The following is a 24499-nucleotide window of genomic DNA, read 5'->3' as shown; positions in this document are numbered from 1 at the left end:
ATTTCACAGCGGAAAGCGTGGAGAAGTTGTCGCACGGCGACGAGCATTGTCAAGGAACAAGTCCCCGTTTGGCCTACCCGAGAAATAGCTGAACGCTAGACCGAATAGTTCGGCGCCTCGCGCGTGATGACTACATCGTGCGGATGCGATTCGCGCAGGCCCGCGGCCGTGATGCGGATGAACTGCGCGTCGCGCTTCAACTCCTCGATGTCAGCGCAGCCGACGTACCCCATTCCCGCGCGCAAGCCACCCACCATCTGGAAGATCACGTCGCCCACCGGTCCCTTGTACGGAACGCGGCCCTCGATCCCCTCGGGCACCAGTTTCTCCGGCGACATCTCGCCTTCCTGAAAGTAGCGATCGGCGCTTCCGTCCTGCATCGCCGACATGCTCCCCATGCCGCGGATCGTCTTGAAACGGCGTCCCTCCATGAGCAGAGATTCGCCCGGGCTTTCCTCGGTGCCGGCGAGCATCGAGCCCATCATCACGCTCGACGCGCCGGCGGCGATCGCCTTCACGATATCGCCCGAATACTTGATCCCGCCGTCGGCGATGACCGGAACGTCGCCAGCGCCTTCGACCGCGTCGAATATCGCCGTGAGCTGCGGAACGCCGACACCCGTCACGACTCGCGTCGTGCAGATGGAGCCCGGCCCGACTCCGACTTTCACCGCGTCCACGCCGCGCTCGACAAGCGCTGCGGCACCTTCGCGGGTCCCAATGTTGCCGGCCACGAGCTGCACGTCGGGGAACGCCTCGCGCGCTTCGGCCGTCGCCTTGAGGACTCCTTCGCTGTGCCCGTGCGCAGTGTCTATCACCAGCACGTCAACGCCGGCGTCCACCAGCGCGCGCGCGCGATCGTGGAAGTTGGATGCGCCGATCGCTGCGGCGACGCGCAGCCGCCCATGCTCGTCCTTGTTGGCGTTGGGAAACTCGCGCCGCTTGTGAATGTCGCGAACGGTGATGAGCCCGCACAGCGCGCCCTCGGCGTCAACAACCGGCAGCTTCTCGATGCGGTGCTTCCCCAGTATTCGCTCGGCTTCGTCGAGCGTCGTTCCAACCGGTGCAGTCACCAGGCCTTCGGACGTCATCGCTTCGCGCAGTGGCTGATCGAGGTTTCGCTCGAACTGAAGATCGCGATTGGTGATGATGCCGACGAGATGACCGTCGCGATCCACGATCGGCACGCCCGAGATGCGGAACCGCGTCATCAGCGCGACCGCTTCACGGAGCGTCGCGTCGGGCGACAGGGTGATCGGATTGAGAATGATTCCGCTCTCCGACCGCTTCACCCGGTCCACCTCCGCCGCCTGGCGGTCTATGGACATGTTCTTGTGGATCACCCCGATGCCGCCGGCGCGGGCCATCGCCATCGCCATCTCCGACTCGGTGACGGTGTCCATCGCCGCCGAAGCGAACGGGACATTGAGAGGGATCTTGCGCGTGAATCGCGACGCGGTGCTGACGTCTCTCGGGAGCACCACCGAGTGCCGCGGGGTCAGCAGGACGTCGTCGAATGTGAGGACCATGTCCTGCCGGACGCGGTCGGTCCCCCGAACCGACAGCTCCGTATCCCTCAGACGCGAAAGCCCGCTCCCGGTGTCAGCCGGTTGAGCGGGCCTCGAAGTCGGACGAGTTGTGGTTGCCATAGCTAAATGTAAGAAAAACCGCCCCGCTAGTCCAGCGTGCCCGCGACCTTGAAGAACAGCTCCGGCGGACCGAAGGTCGAGTGCAGCAATCTGAAGAAGCGGGTTGTTTTCGCGTCGCCTTGACGGCAGCGTCACACGGGGCGCATTTTGGCCTCGCGAACCCGCAACGCCTTGGAGGTGTGATGTCCGCTCGCCGTTCAGCCTGGCCACGTCCGCGTGCCCATTACCTCGCTCTCGCTGCCGCCGGATTCCTGCTCTTCGCCGCCATCCCCCGCGCGAACGCACAGGTGCCAGCCGCGTCAACCGGCCGTATCACCGGTGTGGTCACCGACTCGTCGGACAACCGTCCGCTTCCATCGGTGCAGGTATCGGTCAGCGGCACGCGCCTCAGAGCTGTCACCGATGACGCCGGACGATACACGCTCAACGGCGTGCCGGCGGGAAGGCATTCCGTCATCGCGCGCCGGCTTGGCTATCGGCTTCTCACCATTCCCGGCGTGAACGTCGGAAGCGGCGCAGCATCGTCGCTCAACATCCGTCTCGAGCCGGTCGGCCTCACGCTCGAGGCCGTCGTCACGACAGGCGTCGTTGATCCGACGAGCGGCACGCGCGTTCCATTCACGGTCGGCCGCGTGGACGCGGAGAACGCGCCTGTTCCCGCAACCAATGCCATCGAGACGATTCAGGGCAAGATTGCCGGCGTCACCGTCGTGCCGAGCGGACAGCCGGGGAGCGGCACCAACATTCTTCTCCGCTCGCCGACGAGCATCAACAAATCCACTTCGCCGCTCATCGTCATGGATGGTGTCATCCTCAGCCAGTCGTTCGGCGGATCCACTGCCGACCTCGAATCCATGGACATCGAAAGTGTCGAGATAGTGAAGGGCGCCGCCGCCGCGTCTCTCTATGGATCACGGGCAGCCGCCGGCGTCATCCAGATCACCACCAAGCGCGGCACCGGGTTCGCGGAAGGAGCCACTCACGTCACCGCGCGCACCGAATTCGGAACCAATGAGCTCGGCGGCAAGATCCACTGGGCGCAGAACCATTACTATCAGACGAACGCAGAGGGCCGGTATATAGACGCGACGGGCAAGGTCGTGTCGCGCGCCCAGCGCATTGCCAAGCCGGCCTACACGCGCTTCCAGGACGTCGCGTACGCCGATCCGGTTTACGATCAGGTCAACAGATTCTTCGATCCCGGCCAGTTCACCAAGAACTCCGTGAGCATCGCCCAGAGCGGAGCGAAGACGAACTGGCTTCTCTCGGTCAACAATACGCGCGAAGACGGAGTCGTTCTCAACAGCGGCAAGTACGAGCAGAACAACGTTCGGCTGAATCTCGACCATCGCCCTGTCGAGAGTCTCAAGCTCTCGTTCAGCGGTTATCACAGCCGGTCACTTCGTCACGAGCTCTACGGCGACACGTTCTTCGATCTCATCAACCAGGCGCCGGACGTGGACCTCCGCGTTCCCGACCCCGACGGCACCCCCTTCATCTTCCAGGGCGATCCGCTCGAAGGTCGCGAAGAAAACCCGCTGTACGTGCTTTCCACCGAGGACAGCCAGCGCAAGCGCGCGCGAACGCAGGGAAGCCTCGCTGGCCGCTACTCCCCGCTGGGCTGGCTCAACTTCGACGCCAACGTCAGCTACGACCGCTCGGATCGGAGAAATGACTTCTTCCTCGACCAGGGTGTGAAGACAGAAGGATTCGGCACCGGCGGCCCCGGTCAGATCTCACAGTTCACGGGAACCACCGACGCAATCAACGCCGCCGCCAGCGCCAACCTGCTCGGCCGCGTCGGCCCGCTGACTCTCCGCACGACGTTCCGCGGACTGCTGGAACGGGAGACGGATGAGACGACGACCGCCAGCGGATCGTTCTTCTCAGCGGCTGGTGTGCGCAGCCTCGACAACGCGCAGCAGCGCTCCGTTTCCTCGGACTTCGAGCAGATCAGGTCCAACAGTCTGGTGGCTTCGGCCGGCGCCGATTATCGCGGCCGCTACATCGTTGACGGCCTCGTGCGGCGCGACGGCAGCTCGCTGTTCGGTCCCGAGGAGCGGACGAACGTCTACTACCGCGTCAGCGGCGCCTACCGGCTGGCGCAGGAAAACTGGTGGCCACTCAGGATGTTCGACGAGTTCAAGCTCCGCGCCTCGCGCGGAACGGCGGGGACGCGGCCCGACTTCAGCGATCAGTATGAGACTTTCGCTTTCACCGAAGGCGGCGGGCTCGCCAAGCTGACGCTCGGCAACAGGTTCCTCAAGCCCGAGCATGCAACAGAAACGGAGATCGGCGTGGACGCAATCTTCCACCAGCGGTACTCGCTCCAGGTTTCCTACGCCAAGAATCGGGTCGTGGATCAGCTCATTCAGATCCCGCTCGCCGGACTCTTCGGCTACACGTCGCAGTGGCAGAACGCGGGGACGGTCGAGGGCAACACTCTCGAGGGCACGCTCGAAGCGCAGCTCATCCGGAAGCCCAACTTCACGTGGCGCCTCGGCGTCGTCGCCGACCGTTCGCGCAACCGTATCACCGAGTTCAACCGCAGCTGCTTCTCGACGCAGACCATCGCGTTCCGCTGCGCTGGTGAGACGCTCGGCGCGATGTATGGCTTCCGCTTCATCAAGGGATCCGACGAGCTGCCCGCCACCGCGACGGGCCGAGCCTCCGAGTTCCAGCTTAATGATGAAGGACTGCTGGTCTGGGTCGGGCCGGGTAACGCGTTCACTGACGGCGAAACCAAGAAGCTGTGGGGAACATCCACGACGATCGGGACCACCAATTTCGGCTGGGGCATGCCGATCGTTCTCCGCGATTCCACCGGCAGCAGCCGCCTGGTCAGAATCGGCGACGGAAACCCTGACTTCCACTACGGAATCTCGAACAACGTCAGCTGGCGCGACCTGACCGTCTTCGCGCTTCTCGACGCGTCCGTCGGCGGCCAGGTGTACAACCGGACCAACCAGCGCATGTACCAGTGGGCGCGCAGCAGAGACGTGGACCAGACTGGCAAGACACAGGAGCTGAAGAAGCCCATCGAGTACTACGTCAATCTCTACGCGGCCAACGACCCCACCGATTACTTCGTGGAGAACGGGGGGTTCGTGAAGCTGCGTGAGGTATCGCTGAAGTACAGACTTTCGCCCGCTCTCGCCGGCTCGCTCGGACGATTCGGCGTGAATGGCGCGTCCATATCGCTCATCGGACGCAACCTGAAGACATGGACCAGCTACAAGGGATACGATCCGGAGGTGGGCGGGACGATCGTCCGGTTCGACAGCTTCGGCTACCCGAGATACCGGACGTTCACCGGTAGCCTCGAGCTCACGTTCTGATAACCGGAGATCAAATGCGCAAAATGAAATTCATACTGGTCATCGGAGCGGCGGCTTCCGTCGGATGCCAGGACCTCGAGATAAACAACCCGAACGCCCCTGACCGCGAGCGTGCGACGAAGCAGCCGACGGCCGCCGAGTCGTTCGTGGCAACCTCGTTCCGTACGTGGTGGCCCGTGTCGGGTCACGACGATTATCCGGCGTGGGCGTTCTCCACGTCGGCACGCGAGATCACGTCAGGCTTCGCCGACTTCGGCCAGCTCGAAGTCTCCGCTGAGCCGCGATCGGCGTGGAACAACAGCCCCGTCAACGCTCGCAATGGCGTGAACCAGACTCCGTGGTACGGGCTCTACGGCACCATCTCGTCCGTCAACGACGCGCTCATCTCGATTGACTCGGGGCTCGTCATCGTGGATGCATCGCGCACCGCGCGCACGCAGGCCGTCGGCAAGTTCATCCAGGGAATCTCGCACGGACAGCTGGGCCTCTATTACGACAAGGCGTTCATCGTTGACGAGAAGCTCGCGCTCGACACGATCACGACGCCGCAGTTCCACCCATATCCCGATGTGATCAAGGCATCCATCTCGCAACTCGACGCGGCGATCACCATCGCGAAGACGAGCAACTTCACTCTTCCCGTGAATTCGTGGCTCTTCCAGGCGATGAGCCGCGACGAGTTCGTGAAGCTCGCCAACTCATTCGCCGCCCGCTTCATCGCCTACTCTCCGCGGACGCGCACCGAGCGCACCGCCGTGGATTGGGCGGAGGTGCTGAAGCGCGTGGACGCCGGAATCACTACGGATTTCGCTCCAGTCGCGCAGGTGGACATCCTGTGGGATGACTGGAAGCGGCTCATCGCGCGCGTGCGCACGGGCCCGCCGAGCGATTTCGGCCGGCCAAGCTACTGGCTTCTCGGACCCGCCGACTCGACGAACGGATTCGTGAACTGGGTCAACACACCGCTCACAAGCCGCGTCGCGTTCCAGATCCGCACGAAGGACAGGCGCATCCAGGGAGCGGGCGGACCCACGACGCCGGGCAAGTATGTCGGCTATAGCGCCTTCAACATCTTCGCTGCCAGCCGCGGCACGTGGCGCTACTCGCACTACTATTACCTGCGCTTCGGCACAGGCACGAGCTGGCAGACCGGACCGCAACCGGCGTTGACGGTCGCCGAGATGGATCTGCTGAAGGCGGAAGCGCTCATCCGCCTGAACCGCGCCGCGGAGGCCGTTGCCCTCATCAACAAGACGCGCGTCGCGAATGGCCAGCTTCCTCCGGTCACCATCGCCGGTCCTCCGGACGAGCCGGGCTGCGTTCCGCGCAAGCTGAACGGACAGTGCGGCAGTCTGTGGGACGCGCTCCGCTACGAGAAAGGCGTGGAGATGGTGGGCGTGGATGCGCTCGTCCGCTTCTTCGACTCGCGCGGGTGGCAGATGCTTCCCGAAGCCGCCTTCACCCAGATGCCGGTCCCGGGGCGCGAGCTCGGGACGCTTCAGCTCGACTCGTACACTTTCGGGGGACCTGGCGGGAATTCATCGGCTCCGGCACCTGACCCCGAGCGGTGTCCGGTGGCACTGGCGCGCTGTCCGACCTAGGCGGCATTACCGCCGGCAATCGGGCGTCCTAGAGGCGCCCGATCGTCCTCAGCCGGCGACGCATTCTGCGCGGAAGAAAGAACACGCAGGCAGCCAGTATCTTTTCGAGATTGAGCGAGGAAAGCTCGGAGGGATCACCCGGCCAGTACGCCTGCACTACCGTGCGCCCCGCGTTGGAGATGAGCCGCTGCAGCGCGAGAACCAGCAGGAAGACGTCATCCACCTCGCCAAGGAAGGGGATGAAATCCGGAATCACGTCAACCGGAAGCAGGATATATGCGATCGCTCCGGCAACGACCAGCTTGTCCACGGCGTTGACGCGGTTGTCGGTGATGAGGCCGTAGAGCAGGCGAAGAAAATTCGGCACCTCGCTGATCGTGCCCATCACCGTGCGCTTCGCTCCGGTGCGCGGCACGCTCGGTACCTCCACCTCGGGCGGAAGCTTGCGCGGCCGCCTGCCTGCCGCCGATCTGGTGCTCTTCTTCGCTGTGGTCACTTGCTGTCGTCTCCGGGGGGAGTGTGTGGTAGCTGGCTTCCCAGCTCATGCGGCCCGCCCCGCGGAATGTCCGGAGGAGCGGCGGATGGCTGAGGCGCTTCAGCGGCGCTGCCCGAGGCGGCGCCCATGATCCCCGTTGCAACAGACTTGCCAGCGGCGGCAACCTCGGAGATCGCGCCCACCGCCCTGTTCATGATGTTCATGGTTCCGGAGATCGCGCTCGCGGAAATCTTCCCCGCCCTCAACGTGCTCTCCACTCCCTCGGCGAAGCGCGTCAGCGGATTCGGCGGCGGCGCGTTTCGCGGAGCATACTTCGAATCGAGGAACTCCATGTAGTCGAGCACCTGGGTCAGCTTGTCGTCCGGCATCAGGTCGAGCTTGCGCAGGAGCCGGTCGCGCAGAATGTCGTTCACGTGATAGTCCTCAGCCGCGCCAGCGGGCGCGCTTGCCGCGGGCGTCTATGTGCACGTACGTCGTGCGCGCGTGCCCGCTGGTGTATATCCCCAGTCCCCCTACGAGACCGGGGTGCTTGAGTTCCACGATCTCGACGGCGAGTCCCACCATCCGGCTGTCCACCGCGCTGTACCGGCCATCGCCGTTGGCATCTATCGCGACGTCGGCGGCGTCTCCGTACTGGTGCTGGCTGTCCTTTGCCGCACGGCTGATACGCCGGTTGTGGGCGGGCGCGCGAAATCCGGAATGAACGTCGAGGGTGAGCTGCACCTCGTCGGAAGTGCCGCCGTGCCAGCGCGCCAGCTCCGATATGACGAGCTCGATCTTGTCGAGTAGCCGCGGGCTCACGGCCGCATAGCGCGGCCATGTCTCCTGGCTGTCGTGATTCAGAAAGTCGCCGACCCGAAGATGCTTGCTGATCGGCAGATCCACGTCGCGCTCCGTTATCTCGAGGAACCCTTCGGGGGGCTCCTGATTCCCCACGAGTCTTTCAGCGAGGTACGTGCCAATGCGGTAGCCGTTGAGCATCGCCCCTTCTTTTTCCTTGAAAGGAACCAGCACCGCGACGGTAAGTCCGTCCACGATCCGGCTCTTGTCGCCGCGCACCAGGGCGAGACGGTAGAAGCCGGCCCTGAAAGGCGCCTGGACCTGCGCTCCGAGGAGTGGCTTCGCCCCCTCCGTCATGGTCGTGTCCCCCAGCCGCACCCAGCTGTAGGCGAGAGCAGTGGGGTCGCCGCGGACATCGAGCGGGTACTCGACGCTCTGGCCCGGCAGAGCGAACTTGAGCAGCACCCCCCCACTCTCCCCATAGGCCGAGGCCGAAGGAGAGGCGACTGGCAGCGCTCGGGAGAGGAAGGTGGCGAACGGCTTTCCGCCGAATCCGGCGAACGGCTCCCGGAACTGCATGGCACCCACGGTTGCCACAACGATCAGCCCCAGCGTGACGATCAGAGCGGGACGTCTATGGCGATACAAGGTCTCGTCCGGCAGCACCGGCTGCCGGTCGGCAATGGGTGAATCCATCCTCACAAGCTAGTAGCCGGGCCCCCGGCATGCCATTTGGGATTGAATCGGCCAAGGACGCCTGATCAATAGATGTAAACAGGCGTACCGACAGGGATCATGTCGTACAGCTTCTCGATGTCTTCGTTCCGAAGCCGGATGCAGCCGTGGCTCACCGAACGCCCGATGCTCTCGGGGACGTTGGTGCCATGGATCCCATACCCGTCGCCCAGCACCAGGCGCCGGGTACCGAGTACCCCTTTGTAACGTCGCTGGTTCGTGCCGAAGGGGGGCACCACGATGTTGCCGTTGACAACAATTTCCCGCCCGTCGGTCGCGGAGAGGGGGATCTCCCGGCCGTCAGGGTAACGCTTCACGACCTCGGTCCCGCTCACCTTCACGACACCGCCGTCGCCCGTGGGGATCTGGGACGAGCGGTCCATGCGGGCGAGGCCCAAGCCGCGCTTGCTGGCCTGCTCCTGGAAATGCCAGTCGGGCGGAACCCAGGCCGGATCTATCTCCTTGTCCTCGACCATGAGGCGACCGCGCGGCGTATCGAACTTGTACTGCCTCCCGCCCGCGCCGCTCACCAGTGTCTTGCCGCTTCCCGTCGCGACCTGCGTATTGAACAGCACCTGGTTGCCGCGCTTGTACCACAGCTGGTGCTCGGCAATGCTCACAACGATATACGGCTGGTCCGCGGAAACGACGGGATCTCCGAAAACGAGCTTGTTGAGACTGTCGGCGGTCGTGCCGAGCCTGGCCTTCACCTCCTCGAGCACGCCAAGATTGTCGTTGAAAACCATGCGATTGACGTCGCGCTCGTAGCGGGCGACTGCAGTCTGGTTGACGAGCATCGCACTGGCCGTCGCGGCGCATGCGAATGCCAGCAGCGTCCCCCATACCCATTTTCCGCCGTGCGTCAGCGAGTCTACAAATCCCATCGGTTCACCCCAGGTGGAAGCGCCGCGCGCGTCAGTAGAAGTATACCCGCATGCCGGGACTGAGATTCGGCATGATCGCCACGAGGTCGGTGCGGCTGATGCGCACCGAGCCGGGCGGAATTGGCGATGTGTCCTGGGCCAGCGAAGGCGCGTCCGACGGGATGATGACCGTTCCTCCGCCGAGCGTGATCGCGCTATCCGTCACTTTCGCGACCGACGTCTCGCCGCGCGGTATCACTACGGGGATCGAGTCGGGGCCGACCCTTGCTTCCGGCCCGAACGCCGCCGCCATCTCGCGCAACACGGCGCCTTCGCGCTCGAGGTAGATCTTTCCGCTGTCCAGGGCGACCGAGAGGTGGAGCCTTTTCTCGATTTTCGCCTGACGCCGCGCGAGCTCGAGAGCGATCCGCGTCTTGTTCTTCTCTGCAGCCACGATCGCGTCGGTCTTGTTACGCTCCTGCTGCGTCATGCTGCCGCGGAGGCGCGCGACCTCCGCGTCGTACGTCCGGCCCTTCAGAATCAGGAAGCCGTCTATCGCAACCATTGCCGCGAGTCCGACGAGGAGCGTGAAGACGAAGCCCGGATAAGCGCGGCGGAAATCGCGCCATCCTCCGCGTCGTCTGTCGCCGCCTCGGGCGCCCGCCGCGTCCCGGCGGTCGCCGGTGTCGTCGTCCGATGGGCTTGGTGAGATATCGGGAGGATTGGACATTATCGTCGGGTGAGACTTTGAAGGTCGAGGATCGGGACACCTGCGGGCTCGCTTCTGCCGTTCCTGATGCGCGCGGTAACCGTCACCTGGGCCAGTGGGGGCAAGCTCCGCGCACTCTGGAGCAGGCCCGGAGGTACACCAATGTAAACCAGCGTCTTCTCGGCGCCTGGACCAAGCGCGAGCAGATAATGTTCTCCCGGCCGGAGACCGGTCCGCAGGGCGTCGGCTGTCTGAACCGAGACCACTTCCACGTCCCATCGCACCAGCTTGCCGCGAGCGGAGGTCGGATCGCTGCGGATATCGGCGACGCTCAGCGGGCGGAGAGTGCTGTCGGCAACGATGAGATCGGACTCGCGCACCCATCCTTCGAGGCGCACGCGAACCCAGTCGCGGTCGCGGGCTATGACATCCACGGTTGCGCCTTTTGCGATTTCTCCGATCGCCGGGCTCGGCGTAGCGCCGGTGGTCGGTGCGGGCCGGACGACCGTTGTCTTCGTTGCGACGTGCGGTGCGCTCTCCTGGGCGGCGAGCCCGCGGACGACGACGATCAGTGCGAGTACGACGGTGCTTCGCATTGGCTGGATAGGACTTTTTGTGAGGCGTACATTTGGCAGAGCCGGTTTCTAACCTACACTCTTACACGCAGCGGGCAAATATGGCCAGCGATACGTCGCGACCAGTCGCTTTGATCGTTCTCGATGGCTGGGGCTATCGCGAGGAAACCGAGGGCAATGCAATCGCCCTCGCCGACACGCCCACCTGGGACGCGATCTGGAAGCATCCCGCGCGCACGCTGCTCGCGGCGTCCGGCACGCGCGTGGGCCTTCCCGAAGGACAGATGGGAAACAGCGAGGTCGGCCACCTCAACCTCGGCGCGGGCCGCGTGGTGATGCAGGATCTCGTGCGGATATCGAGCTCGATCGCGGGCGGGAGCTTCTTCCGCAATCCCGCGCTCGTCGCCGCGTGCGAGGAAGTGAAGGAGAACGACGGCACGCTGCACCTGATGGGGCTCATCGGCGCTGGTGGCGTGCACGCGATAGACGCGCATCTCTTCGCGCTGATCGAGCTGGCAGTGCACGAGCGGGTGCCACGGGTCGCGATACACGCATTCATGGACGGACGCGACACGATGCCGACCTCCGGCCTTGCCTACATGGAGGAACTGCTCGCGCGCATCGCGGCAACGACGGGGAATGGCGCCGAATGCGGCACCACAGTGCGTATCGCCAGCGTGTCGGGGCGCTACTACGCGATGGATCGCGACCGGCGGTGGCAGCGCACCGAGCTCGCGTATCGCGCCGTCGTGGACGGGGCGGGCCCAAGCGCGAGTGCGAGCGCGAGCGGACCGACGGGTGCCATCCGGGCGTCATACGATGCCGGTGTCACCGACGAGTTCATGCTTCCTGTCGTGATCGTGGAGAACGACGCTCCGGTGGCTCCGATGCGCGACGGCGACGCCGTCATCTGCTTCAATTACCGGTCCGACCGGATGCGTCAGATCGTGCAGACGTTGATCGATCCCGCGTTCTCCGGATTCGACGTGTCACATCGGCCGCGCGTTTCCGTCACCACGCTGACCTCATACGACAGGACCTTTGACCTTCCGGTGGCGTTCGCACCGCAGTCCATGGCGCGGATCGTCGCCGAAGTGCTGTCGGGGCAAGGGCGCACCATGCTGAAGACCGCGGAAACCGAGAAGTACCCCCATGTGACTTACTTCTTCAACGGCGGGCGCGAGGAGGCGTTCGCGGGTGAGGAGAGGATCCTGATCCCGAGCCAGAAGGTCGCGACGTACGACCTGATGCCGGAGATGAGCGCTCCCGGGATTACCGATGTGCTGTGCAGGTCCATCGAAGCGCGATCGCACGATTTCATTCTCTGCAACTACGCCAACGCCGACATGGTGGGACACAGCGGCTCGATGGAGGCGACGATAAAGGCGGTGGAGACGGTGGACGCGTGTCTCGCGCGAGTGATGAAGGCGGCGAAATCTTCGGGGACCCGGCTGCTCATCACGGCGGACCATGGCAACGCGGAGATGATGATAGATCCGGCGACAGGCGGGCCGCACACGGCTCACACCACGAGTCCGGTGCCGATCGTCGCGCTCAACGACGACTCGCTCCAGGCGCTGCGCGGCGGCGGAGCTTTGTGCGATGTGGGGCCTACTATATTAAGGATGATGGGCATCGAGCAGCCGCCGGAGATGACCGGAAACAATCTCGGAGAGATGAAATGAAGCAGGTGTTGTTCGCGTTGGCTCTGGCAGTAACGGCTGTTCCCGCGGCGGCGCAGGTGGACGTCGGATATCCGCCTCCGAAGAGCCCGTTCCGCGATCTCGAGTATAAGCAGGAAGCAACTCTTTTCGGCGGTTACTACATCGCAGGCAAGGATCCGGCAGGCGCCGCTCCGCGCAGCGCTCCCATGGCGGGCGTGCGGTATGAGGTCGCCGTCGGCGGCCCCGCGCAGATCGTGTTTCGCCTCGCCAACGTGATGAGCGAACGGAAAGTCATAGACCCGAGCCAGCCCACGGCGTCACGCGATCTCGGGGTGCAGAGCTGGCCCGTCTACCTCGTGGACGTGGGGCTGTCGTTCAATCTCACGGGACAGCGGACCTGGCACGGTGTGGTTCCCGTCATTTACACCGGCGTCGGCCTCGCCAGCGATCTCGACAAGCAGGCGGACAAGGACCCGTTCAATCTCGGCACTACATTTGCCTTTTCACTCGCCGGTGGTCTGCGATTCGTGTCGGGCGGACGTTTCCAGGTGAGAGCGGATGCGGGGACTTACATCTATCAGATCAAGTATCCCGTGGATTACTACTCCACCACGTCGGACAACACGACTGTCCTGGACAGCAAGCAGGCGAAGAATTTCTGGAAGAGGAACCTCGGTTTCACCCTCGGGGCATCGTACCTCCTCTTCCGCTGATTTGGCGCGACTCGCGTCATTTGCCCCGCGCGGGAGGATGGATGGTTGACGACTTCGACAACACCGACGAGATCGAGAACCTGACCGACGATGAGCTCCGCACGCTCGTACGCGAACAGCTCGCCTCGAACAACTCCATAGATGCCAACGACATCGCTGTGGTGGTGAGCGAGGGCGCGGTGACTCTGACCGGGCGCGTGGGCACCGAAGAAGAGGTGCGGATCGCGGACCATCTGCTCACCGACGTGATCGGGCTGTCGCTCGTGAACAACGAGCTCGTCGTGGACGAACTCCGGAGGGCGGAGAGCCCCGAGGCAGCAGACGAGCACATCGCCGACGAGGAGAAGCACAGCGGACTGCTGCTCGGCGAAGTCTCTGGCCCGTTCAGTCCCGAGTCGGAGCACCTCGCAGACATGTCGCGCGACGACTCCGAGGGGACACACGACGTGCGCGAAGCCACCGAGGGCGGGCGGCCGTGGATTCCTCCCGAGAGTCCAACACCGGAAGGCATGAGCGGGCAGGATCAAGACGATATTGGCCGGTGAGGCTTCGCGCTTGCGCCGCTTCGGTGGAAAGGGGGAAATCTGGTGAGACCAGCCCTGTCCGCTGCCGCGTAGAGTAGCTGGCGGACGCGGGAACTGACCCACTACCCCCGCTGCGCATCCGGCTGGCGCAAGGCAGATTACCGACATGCCCCGTGCACAATTGACGCGCCGCGTGACTTTCGCGGCGGCCCACCGATACCGTCGCCCCGAATGGAGTGACGAAAAGAACCAGGCGGCCTTCGGGCTCTGCGCCCGCGAGAGCTACCATGGCCACAGCTACGTCTGCCACGTGACGATTGCCGGCGAGATAGACCCGCTCACCGGTTTCATCGTGGACCTCGGCGAGCTCGACCGGATTCTCGCGGATGAAGTGAAGACGCGGTTCGATCACCGCAACATCAACGTGGACGTCCCCGAGTTCGCCGATGGGAAGCTGGTGCCGAGCGGGGAGAACCTGGCTCGATTCATCTTCGACCGCGTCGGCGCGCGGCTTCCGAAGCCGGCGCGGATCGAGAGCGTCACGATCGCCGAAGACCAGACGCTCAGCGCGTCGTATCGCGGAGAATGATGCCCCTGCTTTCATCGCGCCGCACGGCCGTTGCCGCTGCCGCGCTCACCATGAGCTTTGCGGCATGCGCGCCATGGCCTTCGACGCGGCGCCCGATTCCCGTGCGGGCGCCGCTCGAAGTGCTTCGTTCGTCAATTGACTCGCTCGTGAGCGATCCGAAATTCGCCAACGCGCAGATCGGCCTGCTCATCGTGAACCCGCGTACAGGCGACACGATCTTCTCCCGGAACGCCGGCAAGCTCTTCATGCCGGCGTCCAACCAGAAAGTGCTCACGTCGTCGGTCGCTCTTGCGCAACTCGGCCCGGACTACCGGTTCCGCACCGTAATGGGCACTCGTGGCACTCTCAGCGAAGGGACACTGAACGGGGATCTCATCGTCATCGGCCGGGGCGATCCGAGTCTCAGCGACCGGATGCGCGGCAGCGCGATGAACGCGATGAACGCTGTCGCCGACTCCCTTTCGGCACGCGGCATCCGTCGCATCACCGGGTCGCTCCGTCCCGGCGACGACGCGTTCCCGGACAACATCTACGGATACGGATGGGAGCTCGACGACATGACGTCGAGCGGCACTCCGACCGACGAGCTTCTATTCAACGAAGGAATGGTGCGCACCGTCGTTCATCGCGCGAGCGGCGACACCGTCGAGTTCGTCGGCACCAACAACCCCACCAGAGCGTACCTGGCCGCGCTCGACACCGCCCTCCGCGCCCGCGGAATCGCCGCCGGGCTCGGCGTCTCCGACAGCATCGTCGCGCTCGACGCACCGCTGGACACGTTGTACTCGTTCGATTCGCCGCCGCTTCGCGAGATCCTGAAGCATTTCCTCAAGCCGTCGCAGAACCAGATCGGCGAGATCCTGATCAAGACCCTGGGCCTCGAGCGCACGGGCGTCGGCATTCCCGACAGCGGTGCGGTGGTGATCACGCGTCAGCTCCGGGCGTGGGGAGTGGACTCGACAGGCGCAGTGGTCAACGATGGCAGCGGATTGTCGCGCCATGACCTCGTGACGCCGGAGACGATGGTGAAGATTCTCGTTGCGATGCAGCGCGACACCGCGTTCAGCGCTTTCTACGAGGCGCTGCCAATCGCCGGAGTGGATGGAACGATCAGGACCCGGATGGCCGGTACTGCGGCTGCCAACAACATGCACGCCAAGACCGGGACGATCGAGTTCGTGCGCTCGTTGTCCGGATACGTGACGACCGCGGATGGCGACCGGCTCGTGTTCAGCTTTCTCTCCAACCACTTCACCACGCGGGTGTCGGAGATAACGCGAGCCCAGGACGCCGTCGGCGTTCTCCTGGCGAACTACCGAAGCCGGTCCCGTTGATTCCTGTCGCCGAGGCGAGCGCGAGGATCCTGCGACGGATCGAGGCGCTGCCTGCGGAGACTGTAGCGACTGGCAACGCAGCCGGCAGGGTTCTGGCGGAGCGTGTCGTTTCTCCTCTCACGTCGCCGCCGTGGGATAACTCGTCCATGGACGGGTACGCGGTTCGCCAGGCGGATATGGTCGCTCCGCGGCCCGCGCCCGCGCAGCTTCGTGTCGTGGAGACCGTTGCCGCGGGCGGTTTCCCTTCCCGCGCGATCGGGCCGCGCGAAGCGACTCGCGTCATGACCGGCGCCCCGGTGCCGGCGGGAGCCGACACCGTCGTGCGGCGGGAAGACACGGACGAAGGCCGAGACATAGTGACGATTCTCAAACTGCGCGATGTGGGCAGAAACATCCGCAAGTCGGGCGAGGATTTCCGCGCCGGGGACATCCTGTTCGATGCGGGTGAGCTACTCCGCGTCGCCCATATCGGCGCCATCGCGTCGGCCGGCATCAAGACCGTTCAGATGCATCGCGCGCCTCGGATTGCGCTCATCAGCTCGGGAGACGAGCTCGTGGAGCTCGCCGATTTCACCGCTGAGCAGGCAAGCACGCGAATCGTGTCGTCCAACTCCGTCACCCTCGCGGCACTCATCCGCGATGCCGGTGGAGATCCGGTGGATCTCGGCATCGCGCGCGACGATCCGGCGTCTCTTCGAGAGAAATTGTCTGCCGCGACCGGGTGCGATCTCATCGTCACGTCGGCCGGCATTTCCGTTGGGGACCACGATCACGTGCGCGACGTGTTCGCCGAGCTGGGTGGTGAGCTCGACTTCTGGAAGGTGCGGATGAGACCCGGAGCGCCTCTTGCGTTCGGAACGCTCCTCGGCAAGCCGTGGATCGGCCTCTCGGGCAATCCCGTTTCCGCGATGGTTACATTCGAGGTCTTCGTTCGCCCCGTGATCCGGAAGATGCTCGGCTTCACAGCGCTCTTCCGTGAGACCGTTCCGGCGCGTCTGTCGCGTCCGATCACGCTCGCGGCATTGCTCATGCACTTCCTTCGCGTCGCCCTTACCCGAACCGGGGAGGGTGAATACATGGCCGATCTCTCCGGCTCGCAGAGCTCGTCCGGGCTGATGGCGATGGCGCGAGCAAACGCTCTTCTCATTCTGCCGGGCGACCGCCTCGAGCTCGCGGCCGGTGAGATCCATCGCGCGCTTCCTCTCGGGGATACGATGGTCATGACCGATCACCTGACTCTCACGTGACGCCCGCCGTCGCGGAGTTCACCGACCTCGAGGGCGAAGAGCTCGTCGAGGCGCTCGAGAAGCGCTTCGACACCGTCACCGGTGACGTCGAGGTGGGCAGCCGCACGTTCTCGATTCTTCGGCCGAAGAATTCCGACGACCTGATCCGCGAAGAGGACTTCGTGATGGACGAGCGGCTGCCCTACTGGGCCGATATCTGGCCCTCATCCACAATCCTCGCGGCGCATCTCGTCTCGCTCGCCGACAGAGGCGGGCGGCGAACCGGTGGCAAGGGTCTCGAGCTCGGATGCGGTGTCGGGCTCGTGACGATCGGGGCGATGATTGCCGGATACGAGATGACGGCGACCGATTACTACACCGACGCGCTCGCCTTCACCCGCGCCAATGCGTTTCGGAATACCGGCCGCTCGCCCGAAGCGAGGATGATAGACTGGCGATCGTTTCCACGCGAAGCGAAGGGCTTCGACCTGATTCTCGCGTCGGACGTCCTCTACGAAAAGGAGTACGCGCGGCTGCTTCCGGGCATTTTCAAGCGCGGTCTCGCGCCGGGCGGGATGGTGATACTCGCTGACCCGGGCCGCATCGGCGTGCCCGAGTTCATCGAGCAGTGCGCCGAGGAGCGGCTCGTGATCAGGTCGAAGGTGACGCATGCCTTCGAGGCGGGGAAGATCAGGCAGAGGATAGATCTGTACGAGGTCGCCGATGCGGCTAGCTGATGCCGGGACAAAAGAACAACTTCGGAACTTAGAACTACCCGGCGACCGGCAATCCGCGTTTCACGACCCCTCGCGAAGCCACACATAGATCGCTCCGCATCCGCGACCCCGCGCGTCCGCCGGCAGCTGGGCTGGGCCTTTGTATATCTCTATTGCTTCGATTTCAGCAGGAGTGATTGTCTCGAGTCGGTCTGTACCGTCGGGTGAGAACTGACCGTCAACGAAAACCTCTACCAACTCGGATTCTTTGCCCGCCGTCGCACTACCAGGAATCTTTGAGCGTCCGCACCGTTGAAACTGAATCCACCATTGTGTGCCGTGCTGCCGCACGAGAACTCCGGGGATTGTCTGGAGCAGCTCCTGAGTCCGCGATTTGAATCGCTTGTCAATCTCCTCGCGAGTGATGAACGTTCCGATGCCCTGCGCCTTACGTGCGAAGAAAAGGTCAAACTTGCTGGTATGAGCGTATCGTTGCGGCTTATCAGCTGACCGAACGATCTCCAGGTCAGGCAGCTGTTGCGGGGCCTTCGGAAGTGTAAGGACTACTCGCCGGTCTTCTTTCCCGCGCAGGTCCAAAGGAAAATCCTTGGCAACGAATCCGATAGCACGTACTTGAATAACACGTTGACCGGGCGCGACATCAGGAAAACGGAACAGGCCGTTCGCGTCGGAATGTGTTATCAGAGGCGTCCCCACAACGGTGACCTCGGCGCCCGATATCAATCTTCCATCCGATACGACGAAACCACTTACGGCAACGCCGCGTTCAACTGGTTCGGCTCGAGTCGCTTGCGCTTCGAGGGAAGAGGCAAAACTGAGAACCGACAAGCAAACGGCAAAGAGATTGGCGGAGAGGCAATGCCATCTTGTATCAGCGATTCGCGCCGGACAAACCCGTGTTGTTTGTGCCATTGTCCGTCTTACCTCGCGAACAGGACAGAGCGTCAAAGGAAGTTTCTTCCTGAACAAACCAACTACGGAACATAGAACTACCCGGCGACCGGCGGTGGGCTTATGAGGCGCGGTGGGCTGTGGGTTCGGCTGTCAGCTTGGCCCGGAGCCGACTGCGCAGTGTTGAGCCATCAGCCGGTCGCCGGGTAGTTTTATTTTCCGCAGTTCCGTCATTCCGTAGTCCCTTACATCAACCGATACTTCGGCCCGCTCTCTCCTTCCCTCGGCGTCCACCGCGGCCCGATCACGTCCGTCGCCTTGCAGTCAACGCAGTTCGCCTGATTCACGACGAGGCGTCCATCGTTCAGCTCATACACTCCCGCAGGGCACATGTGCACGTAGAGCTCGGCCACCTCAGGCGGGATATCCTGACCCACAACGAGGTGAGAAGGAATGGTGTCTCTCGTCGCGTTACCCGATTTGAAGTTCGCGTCGAGCTTGCTGAACGTGAGCTTGCCGTCGGGAACGAACGGCTCATCGGGCGTCACGTCGCGCGGCACCTCGGCATCGGCGTGCGATTCGATCTTCCCGGCGGGAAACGCGCCCTTCGTCAGCGTCATCAGTGTCGCCTTGATTCCGCCCACATAAAGCCCGCCCTTCTGGAACGCGAGCCGCATATTGCGCCGCTCCTTCAGGTCCGACGTGATGTAGCTCGCGTCCACCAGAGCGTCGTAACGCGCCATGGTGTTGTCGGACACGTCGTCCTTCTTGAGCGCGTCGACAATGGCACGCGCCGCGTACATCCCCGACTGCATCGCGTAGTGAATCCCCTTGAGCGATGCGACCTCCACCAGGCCCGCAGAGTCGCCGACGACGAGAACACCGTCGCCGTACCGCTTCTTCGGCAGCGCATGAAAGCCGCCTTCCGGGATAGTCTTCGCTCCCCACTCGACCATCTCGCCGCCTTCCAGATACTCGCGGAACGGCGACGCAGTCTTGAGCTTCTGCAGGAGCTGATGCACGTCGAGCGTCGTCTGCCGGTAATCCATTCCGACGACGATGCCGACGGCGACGAGATTCGGCGTGAGCGGATACATGAAGCTTCCGCCGAATGCATCGTTCGGTAGCGGCCAACCCAGTGTGTGGATGATCGCGTCGAGCGGCGTCTTCGTCTCCCAGATCTCCTTGACGCCGAGTGCGAAGATCTGTGGATTGTCGGAGGTGACGCCGGCCTGCTTCATCCACGCCTGCGTCAGCGAGCCCCGCGTACCTTCCGACAAGACAGTGACACGCGCCGAGATGTCCGTCGGTGGCGTGTACCCGCTGCCGGGCGTGCCGTCGCGCATCACGCCGGCCGGAGTGGTTCGCACACCGACGACCTTCTCTCCATCCATCATCAGCGCCGCGGCAGGAAAGCCGGTGAAGATATTGACACCCATCCCCTCCGCTTTCTCGCCAAGCCATCGCACCATCTCCGACAGCGACGCGATGTAGTGCCCGTGGTTCTGCATTGTCGGCGGAGTGGGAATGCGCTGCGCGCGACCGCCCTTCATGAAGTACACGCGCTCAGTCGTCACGGGCGCGCGAAACGGGAAATCGGAGATCGCGAGATCAGGAAACAGCTCCTGGAACGCGCGCGGATTCACGACCGCGCCAGAGAGCGAATGCTCGCCGAGACCCGATGCCTTTTCGAGAACCGCGATTTGAGTTTCGCCGAGCGTACCGCCTGCTTCGGTGTCTTCCTTGATGAGACGCGCGAGCTCGATAGCGCCCGCGAGACCGGCTGGACCGCCGCCGACGAACACGACGTCCATCGGCACAGCCTCCGGATCGAGTGGCTCGCGAAGAATCAGCTCCGCCGGAAGCGGCGGCTGGTACTCGGCCGGAACGACCCGGAGCCGGCGACCACTGCTCATGCTATTGGCCCTTCCTCGCTTCTCGCACGGCAGCGGTAAGCGCTGGCACGACGTCAAAAACGTCGCCGACGATTCCGTAGTCCGCAACCTTGAAGATCGGAGCTTCCCTGTCCTTGTTGATGGCGACGATCGTCCTCGACGTCTTCATTCCGGCGAGATGCTGCACGGCGCCGGAGATGCCGACCGCGACGTACAGTTCCGGACTCACCAGCCGTCCCGTCTGTCCGATCTGGTCCGCGTGCGGACGCCATCCGTCATCGGTCACGGCGCGCGTTGCGCCCACCGCGGCATTCCCGAAAGCGTCGGCCAGATCCTCGACGAGCTTGAAGTTCTCCTTTGCCTTGAGGCCGCGGCCACCGGCGACGATCACCGGCGCTTCGGCGAGATCCAGCTTGCCGGCGGAACCAGTGACCAGCTCCTTCACGACAACGCGAGACGCCAACGGATCGCCGACAGGCGCGACCCGCTCGACACGGCCCGCCTTCGGATTCAAGACTGGCGCGTACGTGTTTGGCCTGAGTGACACGATCGCCGGAGTTCCCGCGATAGTGACCGTCGCGATCACTTTCCCGATGTTCATCGGATGCTTCACCGTTAGAGTATCGCCGGTGAGCTCCACGCTCGTGACGTCGGTGACGATTCCGGCGGCGAGCTTTCCCGCAACGCGCGGTGCGAGATCGCGACCGAGCGCGGATGTGGCGAACAGTGCGGCGCGGTAGCCGCCGGACTTGATCCGCTCCGCGGCGAGCGCCGACACCGCTTCGGGATTGTATTTCGTGAAGCCGTCGTGCTCGCAGACGATCACGACATCAGCGCCGTGCTGCGCGAGCTGTTCGGACTTTGCCACGATGCCGGGAGCGCCCGCGAGCAGGGCATGAACTTCGCCGCCGGTCGCATCGGCAAGCCTGCGTGCCGCCGTGACAACCTCGAGCGCGACCTTCCGCAGCTCTCCGTTCCGCGATTCCGCGAATGCAAGAATGTTCGCCATCAGAGAACCTTCGCTTCGGTTTGAAGAAGTCGCACGAGCTCGGGCACCGCGGCGGCGCCGTCGCCGATGATTCTGCCGGCCGCACGGTCGGGAGGAAGATCGAGCTTCTCGATCCTTACCTTCGGCTCGCCCAGTTGCGCCGGCTTCGACTCGAGCGGCTTTTTCTTCGCGGCCATGATTCCCTTGAGCGACGGATATCGCGCGGTGTTGAGTCCCTCGTCCACCGTAAGCACTGCCGGCAGCGAGAACTCGACAATCTCCTGCGCGCCTTCGATCTCGCGCTTCGCGGTGCCGCGTCCATCGGTGATGTCGAGCCTCGAGATCGCGGTAACACAGGGCATGTCGAGGAACTCGGCGACCATTGGACCCGTCACGCCGTTCGACGAATCTGGCGAAAGCCTTCCGAAGAGGATGAGGTCGTACCCGCCATCCTTCAATTCGGCGGCGAGCGCACTGGCGATGGCAAACCCATCAAATGGAATCCTGTCCGCCTGGAGATGCACGGCGCGGTCGGCACCCATGCTCAGGGCCTTCCGGATGGTTTCCTGTACCGCATTCGGGCCCAGGGACAACACCGTTACCTCTCCCTGACCAGCCTTTTCCTTGAGCTGCAGCGCGGCCTCGACGGCCCACGCATCGAAATCATTCAATTCGAACTTGACGCCCGTCTCGTCCACCGAGACGCCATCAGCGGCGATCTTGAACCGCACGTCCATGTCCGGAACGCGCTTTACGCACACGGCGATCTTCACTCCGTGTTCTCCCATGTGAAAGATTTCACCAAAGATATAGCTACCCGCTACCCGTCGCTTCGAGCCATGCAGTAGGCGGGTGACGGGCAACGGGAACGTGTACTCTCCTCCCACGAGAACAGGTCGCGCATTCTTGTGCTGCGACCCTGTTAGCCGGCCTATCGGCCAAGCACAACGTCGATACTCGCCAATATCTGCTCAAGGCGCTTCGGCGCCAGTCTCCCAATACGTTTGCTGAGATAGGTGCGATCGACCGCGAACAATTGCGATGCGTTGGCCACCGAGTCCTTCGGGAGGCCGGCCACCTTGGCTGGCAAGAGCGTGTTTCCCGGTGCGGCTTCCCACGTCAGATTGCTCGTGAGCGGAACGCACACCACCGTCGCGAGTCGGCTGCGGTTCAACGGATTCCCCTGCACGACCACCACCGGCCGCCGAAACCCGGCTGCTGAACCCGCGAGCACCGACAAATCCGCCCACCAGATCTCGCCTTGGGCAACCTCTACCATTCGACACGCTCGAGCACCGAGCGCGCTGCAGCGAGCACGAATGGATCCTGCGGCTCATCAAGCTTGGCGACGACACGGTTCATCGCCTCGGTGACCTCATCGGGGGCATGACGGCTCAGGTACTCGGCCAGCGCGTCCGCATAAAGCTGGCTGCGGGACTTCTGCGATCGCTTCGCCTGGCGCTCGGCCGCACGAAAGACGGCGTCTGGGAGGGAGATGGCAGTTTTCATACCGTTAGTATAACCGCGTTCACCGTCGATGCAACGTCTCTGGGCCTTCCCGCGTCGCCTAGACCGTTTCGCGGGCAGTGTTGATGATCGCTCCATGTAAGAACGCAGCACCGCATTCATGCGCGACTGGTACCGAGGCCCAGACTCTCGAAAGTATTCAAGCACATCAGCATCCACCCGGAGAGAGATAGGTACTTTTGCCGCGGGCAGCACCGGGATCGCCTCTTCCCAAAAGTCTTTGGGCAACCCCCGAAGCTCTTCCGGCGAAGTATTAACGATTTCGGCCTCGGTAACGCGCCGTAGATGGGAAAGATTCGCGCGGCCCAAACTCGGAGTAATACTCCGACCCGGGCTACGTCGGGAAGACTTTGTGGTACGCTTGGCGCTCACGACGACTACTCACTCAGGCCGAAATGATTCGCCTCACGACATCGCCAGCCTCTGCCCGGTCAGCATAGACAAAGGTGAGTTGGATCTCATCGGCCACACCGAGTGCGATCGGGAATTATGCGGCGAACATCCCGCTGCGTAACCTGCGGAATGTTGCGTGGAGACTTAAGTACATCGACGAACCAGAATCACAGGCGGTCCGCCTGAGTCACGGCACGCCGGGGTTGGCATGGCCGGTGCAATACCTCCATCACTTACACGGCTGGGGAACACGTGCATACAAGATCGCTCGGCAGATCATCATCGATTCTCGCAGCTCCGATCGCAGCGCTGGCTCTGGCCGGGTGGGCAACTACGCCGGATGCCTCGCCGAAAGCCCCCCTCCGTACGCCAGTCGCCAACTCGGCCGAGGACGTCCCGACGCACGTCCAGATGCGGAACGTGGACTTCTACGTCGACCCGCAGATCCCTCTTCGAATTCGTCGCCTGAGCGGAACGATGCGCAGCAGGATCGGCGGACCGGTGATGTTCGACGACAAGCGGTCATTCGTGATCGCCGTGGATGCCGCGGAGGTGGGTCTCACAGGCCCCGACTTGAGTCTCTTGCTTAACAAGTACGTCTTCAATTACGCGGGCGCGCCACTGCGCAATCTTCGTGTCTCGATATCGGGCAGCCAGATCGTGCAGAAGGGCACGCTTCACAAGGTCGCAAGCATGCCTTTCGAGATCCGCGCGACTCTCTCGGCTACACCTGACGGACGCATTCGCATACATCCGACGCGCACCGAGATACTCGGCCTGCACGTGGATGGACTGATGCGCGGACTCGGCCTTCCTCTCGACAAGGTGATCGACCTGAGAAAGGCGAAGGGCGCGTCGGTCAGCGGCAACGACATCTTCCTTTCGCCGAATGTCATTCTCCCGCCTCCGGAGATCGAGGGACGCGTGACCGGTGTGCGTACCGAAGGCGACCAGGTCGTGATGACATTCGGGTCACCGACGACACCTCCGCTCATTCCGGTTCCCGATTCTTCAGCGCGCAACTACATGTATTACAAGGGCGGAACGCTCAAGTTTGGCAAGCTGATGATGCTCGACGCCGACATGTTTATCACAGACCTCGACCCATCTGACCCGTTTCGTTTCGATCTCGACCGATATCAGCAGCAACTGGTGGCGGGATATTCGCGAACGCTGGCGTCAGGAGGGCTCGAGGTGTGGATGCGCGACATCGACAAGCTTGGAAAGAGCCGCGTCGACGTCACAAGCTCTCCGATCCGCTAGCGGCACCGG

Annotated in this window: 23 protein-coding genes; 10 read left to right on the top strand and 13 right to left on the bottom strand. The window is 63.6% G+C overall.

The window, feature by feature from the left end; translation table 11 throughout:
• Positions 1 to 95: 95 nt before the first annotated feature.
• The gene (gene guaB, locus Q7S20_03480; GenBank protein ID MDO8500883.1) at positions 96 to 1649 is read right to left on the bottom strand and encodes an IMP dehydrogenase; all 1554 of its coding nucleotides are present in this window, start codon (positions 1647 to 1649) and stop codon (positions 96 to 98) included.
• 182 nt (positions 1650 to 1831) lie between these two features.
• Between guaB and Q7S20_03475 the strand changes: the two genes are divergently transcribed.
• Together Q7S20_03475 and Q7S20_03470 are read left to right on the top strand one after the other, a co-directional pair.
• Complete coding sequence (locus tag Q7S20_03475; protein MDO8500882.1) at positions 1832 to 4987, top strand: SusC/RagA family TonB-linked outer membrane protein; 3156 nt, start codon at positions 1832 to 1834, stop codon at positions 4985 to 4987.
• 14 nt (positions 4988 to 5001) lie between these two features.
• The gene (locus Q7S20_03470) at positions 5002 to 6588 is read left to right on the top strand and encodes a hypothetical protein (GenBank protein MDO8500881.1); all 1587 of its coding nucleotides are present in this window, start codon (positions 5002 to 5004) and stop codon (positions 6586 to 6588) included.
• A gap of 28 nt (positions 6589 to 6616) precedes the next feature.
• On the opposite strand, the gene Q7S20_03465 is transcribed toward Q7S20_03470, so the two are convergent.
• From Q7S20_03465 to Q7S20_03440, 6 genes are all read right to left on the bottom strand, one after another.
• The gene (locus Q7S20_03465) at positions 6617 to 7084 is read right to left on the bottom strand and encodes a YkvA family protein (GenBank protein MDO8500880.1); all 468 of its coding nucleotides are present in this window, start codon (positions 7082 to 7084) and stop codon (positions 6617 to 6619) included.
• Positions 7081 to 7497 carry a hypothetical protein gene (locus Q7S20_03460; protein MDO8500879.1) on the bottom strand — a complete coding sequence of 139 codons (417 nt, stop codon included), beginning with the start codon at positions 7495 to 7497 and terminating at the stop codon, positions 7081 to 7083. The genes Q7S20_03465 and Q7S20_03460 overlap by 4 nt, the downstream gene beginning before the upstream one ends.
• A 10-nt stretch (positions 7498 to 7507) precedes the next feature.
• On the bottom strand, positions 7508 to 8560 hold the full coding sequence (locus tag Q7S20_03455) for a D-Ala-D-Ala carboxypeptidase family metallohydrolase (GenBank protein ID MDO8500878.1): 1053 nt from the start codon (positions 8558 to 8560) through the stop codon (positions 7508 to 7510).
• Between the two features lie 65 nt (positions 8561 to 8625).
• On the bottom strand, positions 8626 to 9483 hold the full coding sequence (locus Q7S20_03450) for a L,D-transpeptidase (protein MDO8500877.1): 858 nt from the start codon (positions 9481 to 9483) through the stop codon (positions 8626 to 8628).
• 31 nt (positions 9484 to 9514) lie between these two features.
• Positions 9515 to 10192: a hypothetical protein gene (locus tag Q7S20_03445; GenBank protein ID MDO8500876.1), complete on the bottom strand. Its 678-nt coding sequence runs from the start codon at positions 10190 to 10192 to the stop codon at positions 9515 to 9517.
• Entirely contained in the window at positions 10192 to 10767 is a 576-nt protein-coding gene (locus Q7S20_03440; protein ID MDO8500875.1) for a hypothetical protein, read from the bottom strand. The genes Q7S20_03445 and Q7S20_03440 overlap by 1 nt, the downstream gene beginning before the upstream one ends.
• 80 nt (positions 10768 to 10847) lie before the next feature.
• Here Q7S20_03440 and gpmI point away from each other — a divergent pair, with 80 nt between their 5' ends.
• From gpmI to Q7S20_03405, 7 genes are all read left to right on the top strand, one after another.
• On the top strand, positions 10848 to 12431 hold the full coding sequence (gene gpmI / locus Q7S20_03435; GenBank protein MDO8500874.1) for a 2,3-bisphosphoglycerate-independent phosphoglycerate mutase: 1584 nt from the start codon (positions 10848 to 10850) through the stop codon (positions 12429 to 12431).
• Positions 12428 to 13123, top strand: coding sequence for a hypothetical protein (locus tag Q7S20_03430; GenBank protein MDO8500873.1), 696 nt, complete (start codon positions 12428 to 12430; stop codon positions 13121 to 13123). Before gpmI ends, Q7S20_03430 begins: the two co-directional genes overlap by 4 nt.
• A 41-nt stretch (positions 13124 to 13164) precedes the next feature.
• Positions 13165 to 13668 (top strand): BON domain-containing protein, encoded by a 504-nt coding sequence (locus Q7S20_03425; GenBank protein ID MDO8500872.1) that lies wholly within the window; start codon positions 13165 to 13167, stop codon positions 13666 to 13668.
• Positions 13669 to 13813: 145 nt separating this feature from the next.
• Positions 13814 to 14236 carry a 6-carboxytetrahydropterin synthase gene (locus Q7S20_03420; protein ID MDO8500871.1) on the top strand — a complete coding sequence of 141 codons (423 nt, stop codon included), beginning with the start codon at positions 13814 to 13816 and terminating at the stop codon, positions 14234 to 14236.
• A complete protein-coding gene (dacB, locus tag Q7S20_03415) occupies positions 14233 to 15570 on the top strand; it encodes a D-alanyl-D-alanine carboxypeptidase/D-alanyl-D-alanine-endopeptidase (GenBank protein ID MDO8500870.1) in 1338 nt (445 codons plus the stop codon). The genes Q7S20_03420 and dacB overlap by 4 nt, the downstream gene beginning before the upstream one ends.
• Complete coding sequence (locus Q7S20_03410) at positions 15567 to 16817, top strand: molybdopterin molybdotransferase MoeA (GenBank protein MDO8500869.1); 1251 nt, start codon at positions 15567 to 15569, stop codon at positions 16815 to 16817. The genes dacB and Q7S20_03410 overlap by 4 nt, the downstream gene beginning before the upstream one ends.
• The gene (locus Q7S20_03405; protein ID MDO8500868.1) at positions 16814 to 17533 is read left to right on the top strand and encodes a methyltransferase domain-containing protein; all 720 of its coding nucleotides are present in this window, start codon (positions 16814 to 16816) and stop codon (positions 17531 to 17533) included. The genes Q7S20_03410 and Q7S20_03405 overlap by 4 nt, the downstream gene beginning before the upstream one ends.
• Before the next feature lie 60 nt (positions 17534 to 17593).
• Here Q7S20_03405 and Q7S20_03400 read toward each other — a convergent pair whose 3' ends face one another.
• From Q7S20_03400 to Q7S20_03375, 6 genes are all read right to left on the bottom strand, one after another.
• Positions 17594 to 18445 (bottom strand): carboxypeptidase regulatory-like domain-containing protein, encoded by an 852-nt coding sequence (locus Q7S20_03400; GenBank protein MDO8500867.1) that lies wholly within the window; start codon positions 18443 to 18445, stop codon positions 17594 to 17596.
• A 224-nt stretch (positions 18446 to 18669) separates the two neighbouring features.
• Complete coding sequence (locus tag Q7S20_03395; protein MDO8500866.1) at positions 18670 to 20340, bottom strand: electron-transfer flavoprotein:ubiquinone oxidoreductase; 1671 nt, start codon at positions 20338 to 20340, stop codon at positions 18670 to 18672.
• 1 nt (position 20341) lies between these two features.
• Entirely contained in the window at positions 20342 to 21328 is a 987-nt protein-coding gene (locus Q7S20_03390) for an electron transfer flavoprotein subunit alpha/FixB family protein (GenBank protein ID MDO8500865.1), read from the bottom strand.
• Entirely contained in the window at positions 21328 to 22080 is a 753-nt protein-coding gene (locus Q7S20_03385) for an electron transfer flavoprotein subunit beta/FixA family protein (protein ID MDO8500864.1), read from the bottom strand. Before Q7S20_03385 ends, Q7S20_03390 begins: the two co-directional genes overlap by 1 nt.
• A 158-nt stretch (positions 22081 to 22238) precedes the next feature.
• Positions 22239 to 22586 (bottom strand): type II toxin-antitoxin system PemK/MazF family toxin, encoded by a 348-nt coding sequence (locus Q7S20_03380; GenBank protein MDO8500863.1) that lies wholly within the window; start codon positions 22584 to 22586, stop codon positions 22239 to 22241.
• A complete protein-coding gene (locus tag Q7S20_03375) occupies positions 22580 to 22816 on the bottom strand; it encodes a hypothetical protein (protein MDO8500862.1) in 237 nt (78 codons plus the stop codon). The genes Q7S20_03380 and Q7S20_03375 overlap by 7 nt, the downstream gene beginning before the upstream one ends.
• 663 nt (positions 22817 to 23479) lie before the next feature.
• Here Q7S20_03375 and Q7S20_03370 point away from each other — a divergent pair.
• Positions 23480 to 24490 (top strand): hypothetical protein, encoded by a 1011-nt coding sequence (locus Q7S20_03370; protein ID MDO8500861.1) that lies wholly within the window; start codon positions 23480 to 23482, stop codon positions 24488 to 24490.
• Positions 24491 to 24499 lie beyond the last annotated feature (9 nt).

Source organism: Gemmatimonadaceae bacterium, from assembly GCA_030647905.1.
Classification (GTDB): domain Bacteria; phylum Gemmatimonadota; class Gemmatimonadetes; order Gemmatimonadales; family Gemmatimonadaceae; genus UBA4720.
This window is presented reverse-complemented; position numbering and strand designations above follow the sequence as displayed.

What these genes read in the sequence shown, in the direction of transcription:
- guaB (MDO8500883.1), bottom strand. Translation starts at nt 1,649, where the DNA reads ATGGCAACCACAACTCGTCCGACTTCGAGGCCCGCTCAACCGGCTGAC.
- Q7S20_03475 (MDO8500882.1), top strand. Translation starts at nt 1,832, where the DNA reads ATGTCCGCTCGCCGTTCAGCCTGGCCACGTCCGCGTGCCCATTACCTC.
- Q7S20_03470 (MDO8500881.1), top strand. Translation starts at nt 5,002, where the DNA reads ATGCGCAAAATGAAATTCATACTGGTCATCGGAGCGGCGGCTTCCGTC.
- Q7S20_03455 (MDO8500878.1), bottom strand. Translation starts at nt 8,560, where the DNA reads ATGGATTCACCCATTGCCGACCGGCAGCCGGTGCTGCCGGACGAGACC.
- Q7S20_03450 (MDO8500877.1), bottom strand. Translation starts at nt 9,483, where the DNA reads ATGGGATTTGTAGACTCGCTGACGCACGGCGGAAAATGGGTATGGGGG.
- Q7S20_03445 (MDO8500876.1), bottom strand. Translation starts at nt 10,192, where the DNA reads ATGTCCAATCCTCCCGATATCTCACCAAGCCCATCGGACGACGACACC.
- Q7S20_03440 (MDO8500875.1), bottom strand. Translation starts at nt 10,767, where the DNA reads ATGCGAAGCACCGTCGTACTCGCACTGATCGTCGTCGTCCGCGGGCTC.
- gpmI (MDO8500874.1), top strand. Translation starts at nt 10,848, where the DNA reads ATGGCCAGCGATACGTCGCGACCAGTCGCTTTGATCGTTCTCGATGGC.
- Q7S20_03430 (MDO8500873.1), top strand. Translation starts at nt 12,428, where the DNA reads ATGAAGCAGGTGTTGTTCGCGTTGGCTCTGGCAGTAACGGCTGTTCCC.
- Q7S20_03425 (MDO8500872.1), top strand. Translation starts at nt 13,165, where the DNA reads ATGGTTGACGACTTCGACAACACCGACGAGATCGAGAACCTGACCGAC.
- Q7S20_03420 (MDO8500871.1), top strand. Translation starts at nt 13,814, where the DNA reads ATGCCCCGTGCACAATTGACGCGCCGCGTGACTTTCGCGGCGGCCCAC.
- dacB (MDO8500870.1), top strand. Translation starts at nt 14,233, where the DNA reads ATGATGCCCCTGCTTTCATCGCGCCGCACGGCCGTTGCCGCTGCCGCG.
- Q7S20_03400 (MDO8500867.1), bottom strand. Translation starts at nt 18,445, where the DNA reads ATGGCACAAACAACACGGGTTTGTCCGGCGCGAATCGCTGATACAAGA.
- Q7S20_03395 (MDO8500866.1), bottom strand. Translation starts at nt 20,340, where the DNA reads ATGAGCAGTGGTCGCCGGCTCCGGGTCGTTCCGGCCGAGTACCAGCCG.
- Q7S20_03390 (MDO8500865.1), bottom strand. Translation starts at nt 21,328, where the DNA reads ATGGCGAACATTCTTGCATTCGCGGAATCGCGGAACGGAGAGCTGCGG.
- Q7S20_03380 (MDO8500863.1), bottom strand. Translation starts at nt 22,586, where the DNA reads ATGGTAGAGGTTGCCCAAGGCGAGATCTGGTGGGCGGATTTGTCGGTG.
- Q7S20_03375 (MDO8500862.1), bottom strand. Translation starts at nt 22,816, where the DNA reads ATGAAAACTGCCATCTCCCTCCCAGACGCCGTCTTTCGTGCGGCCGAG.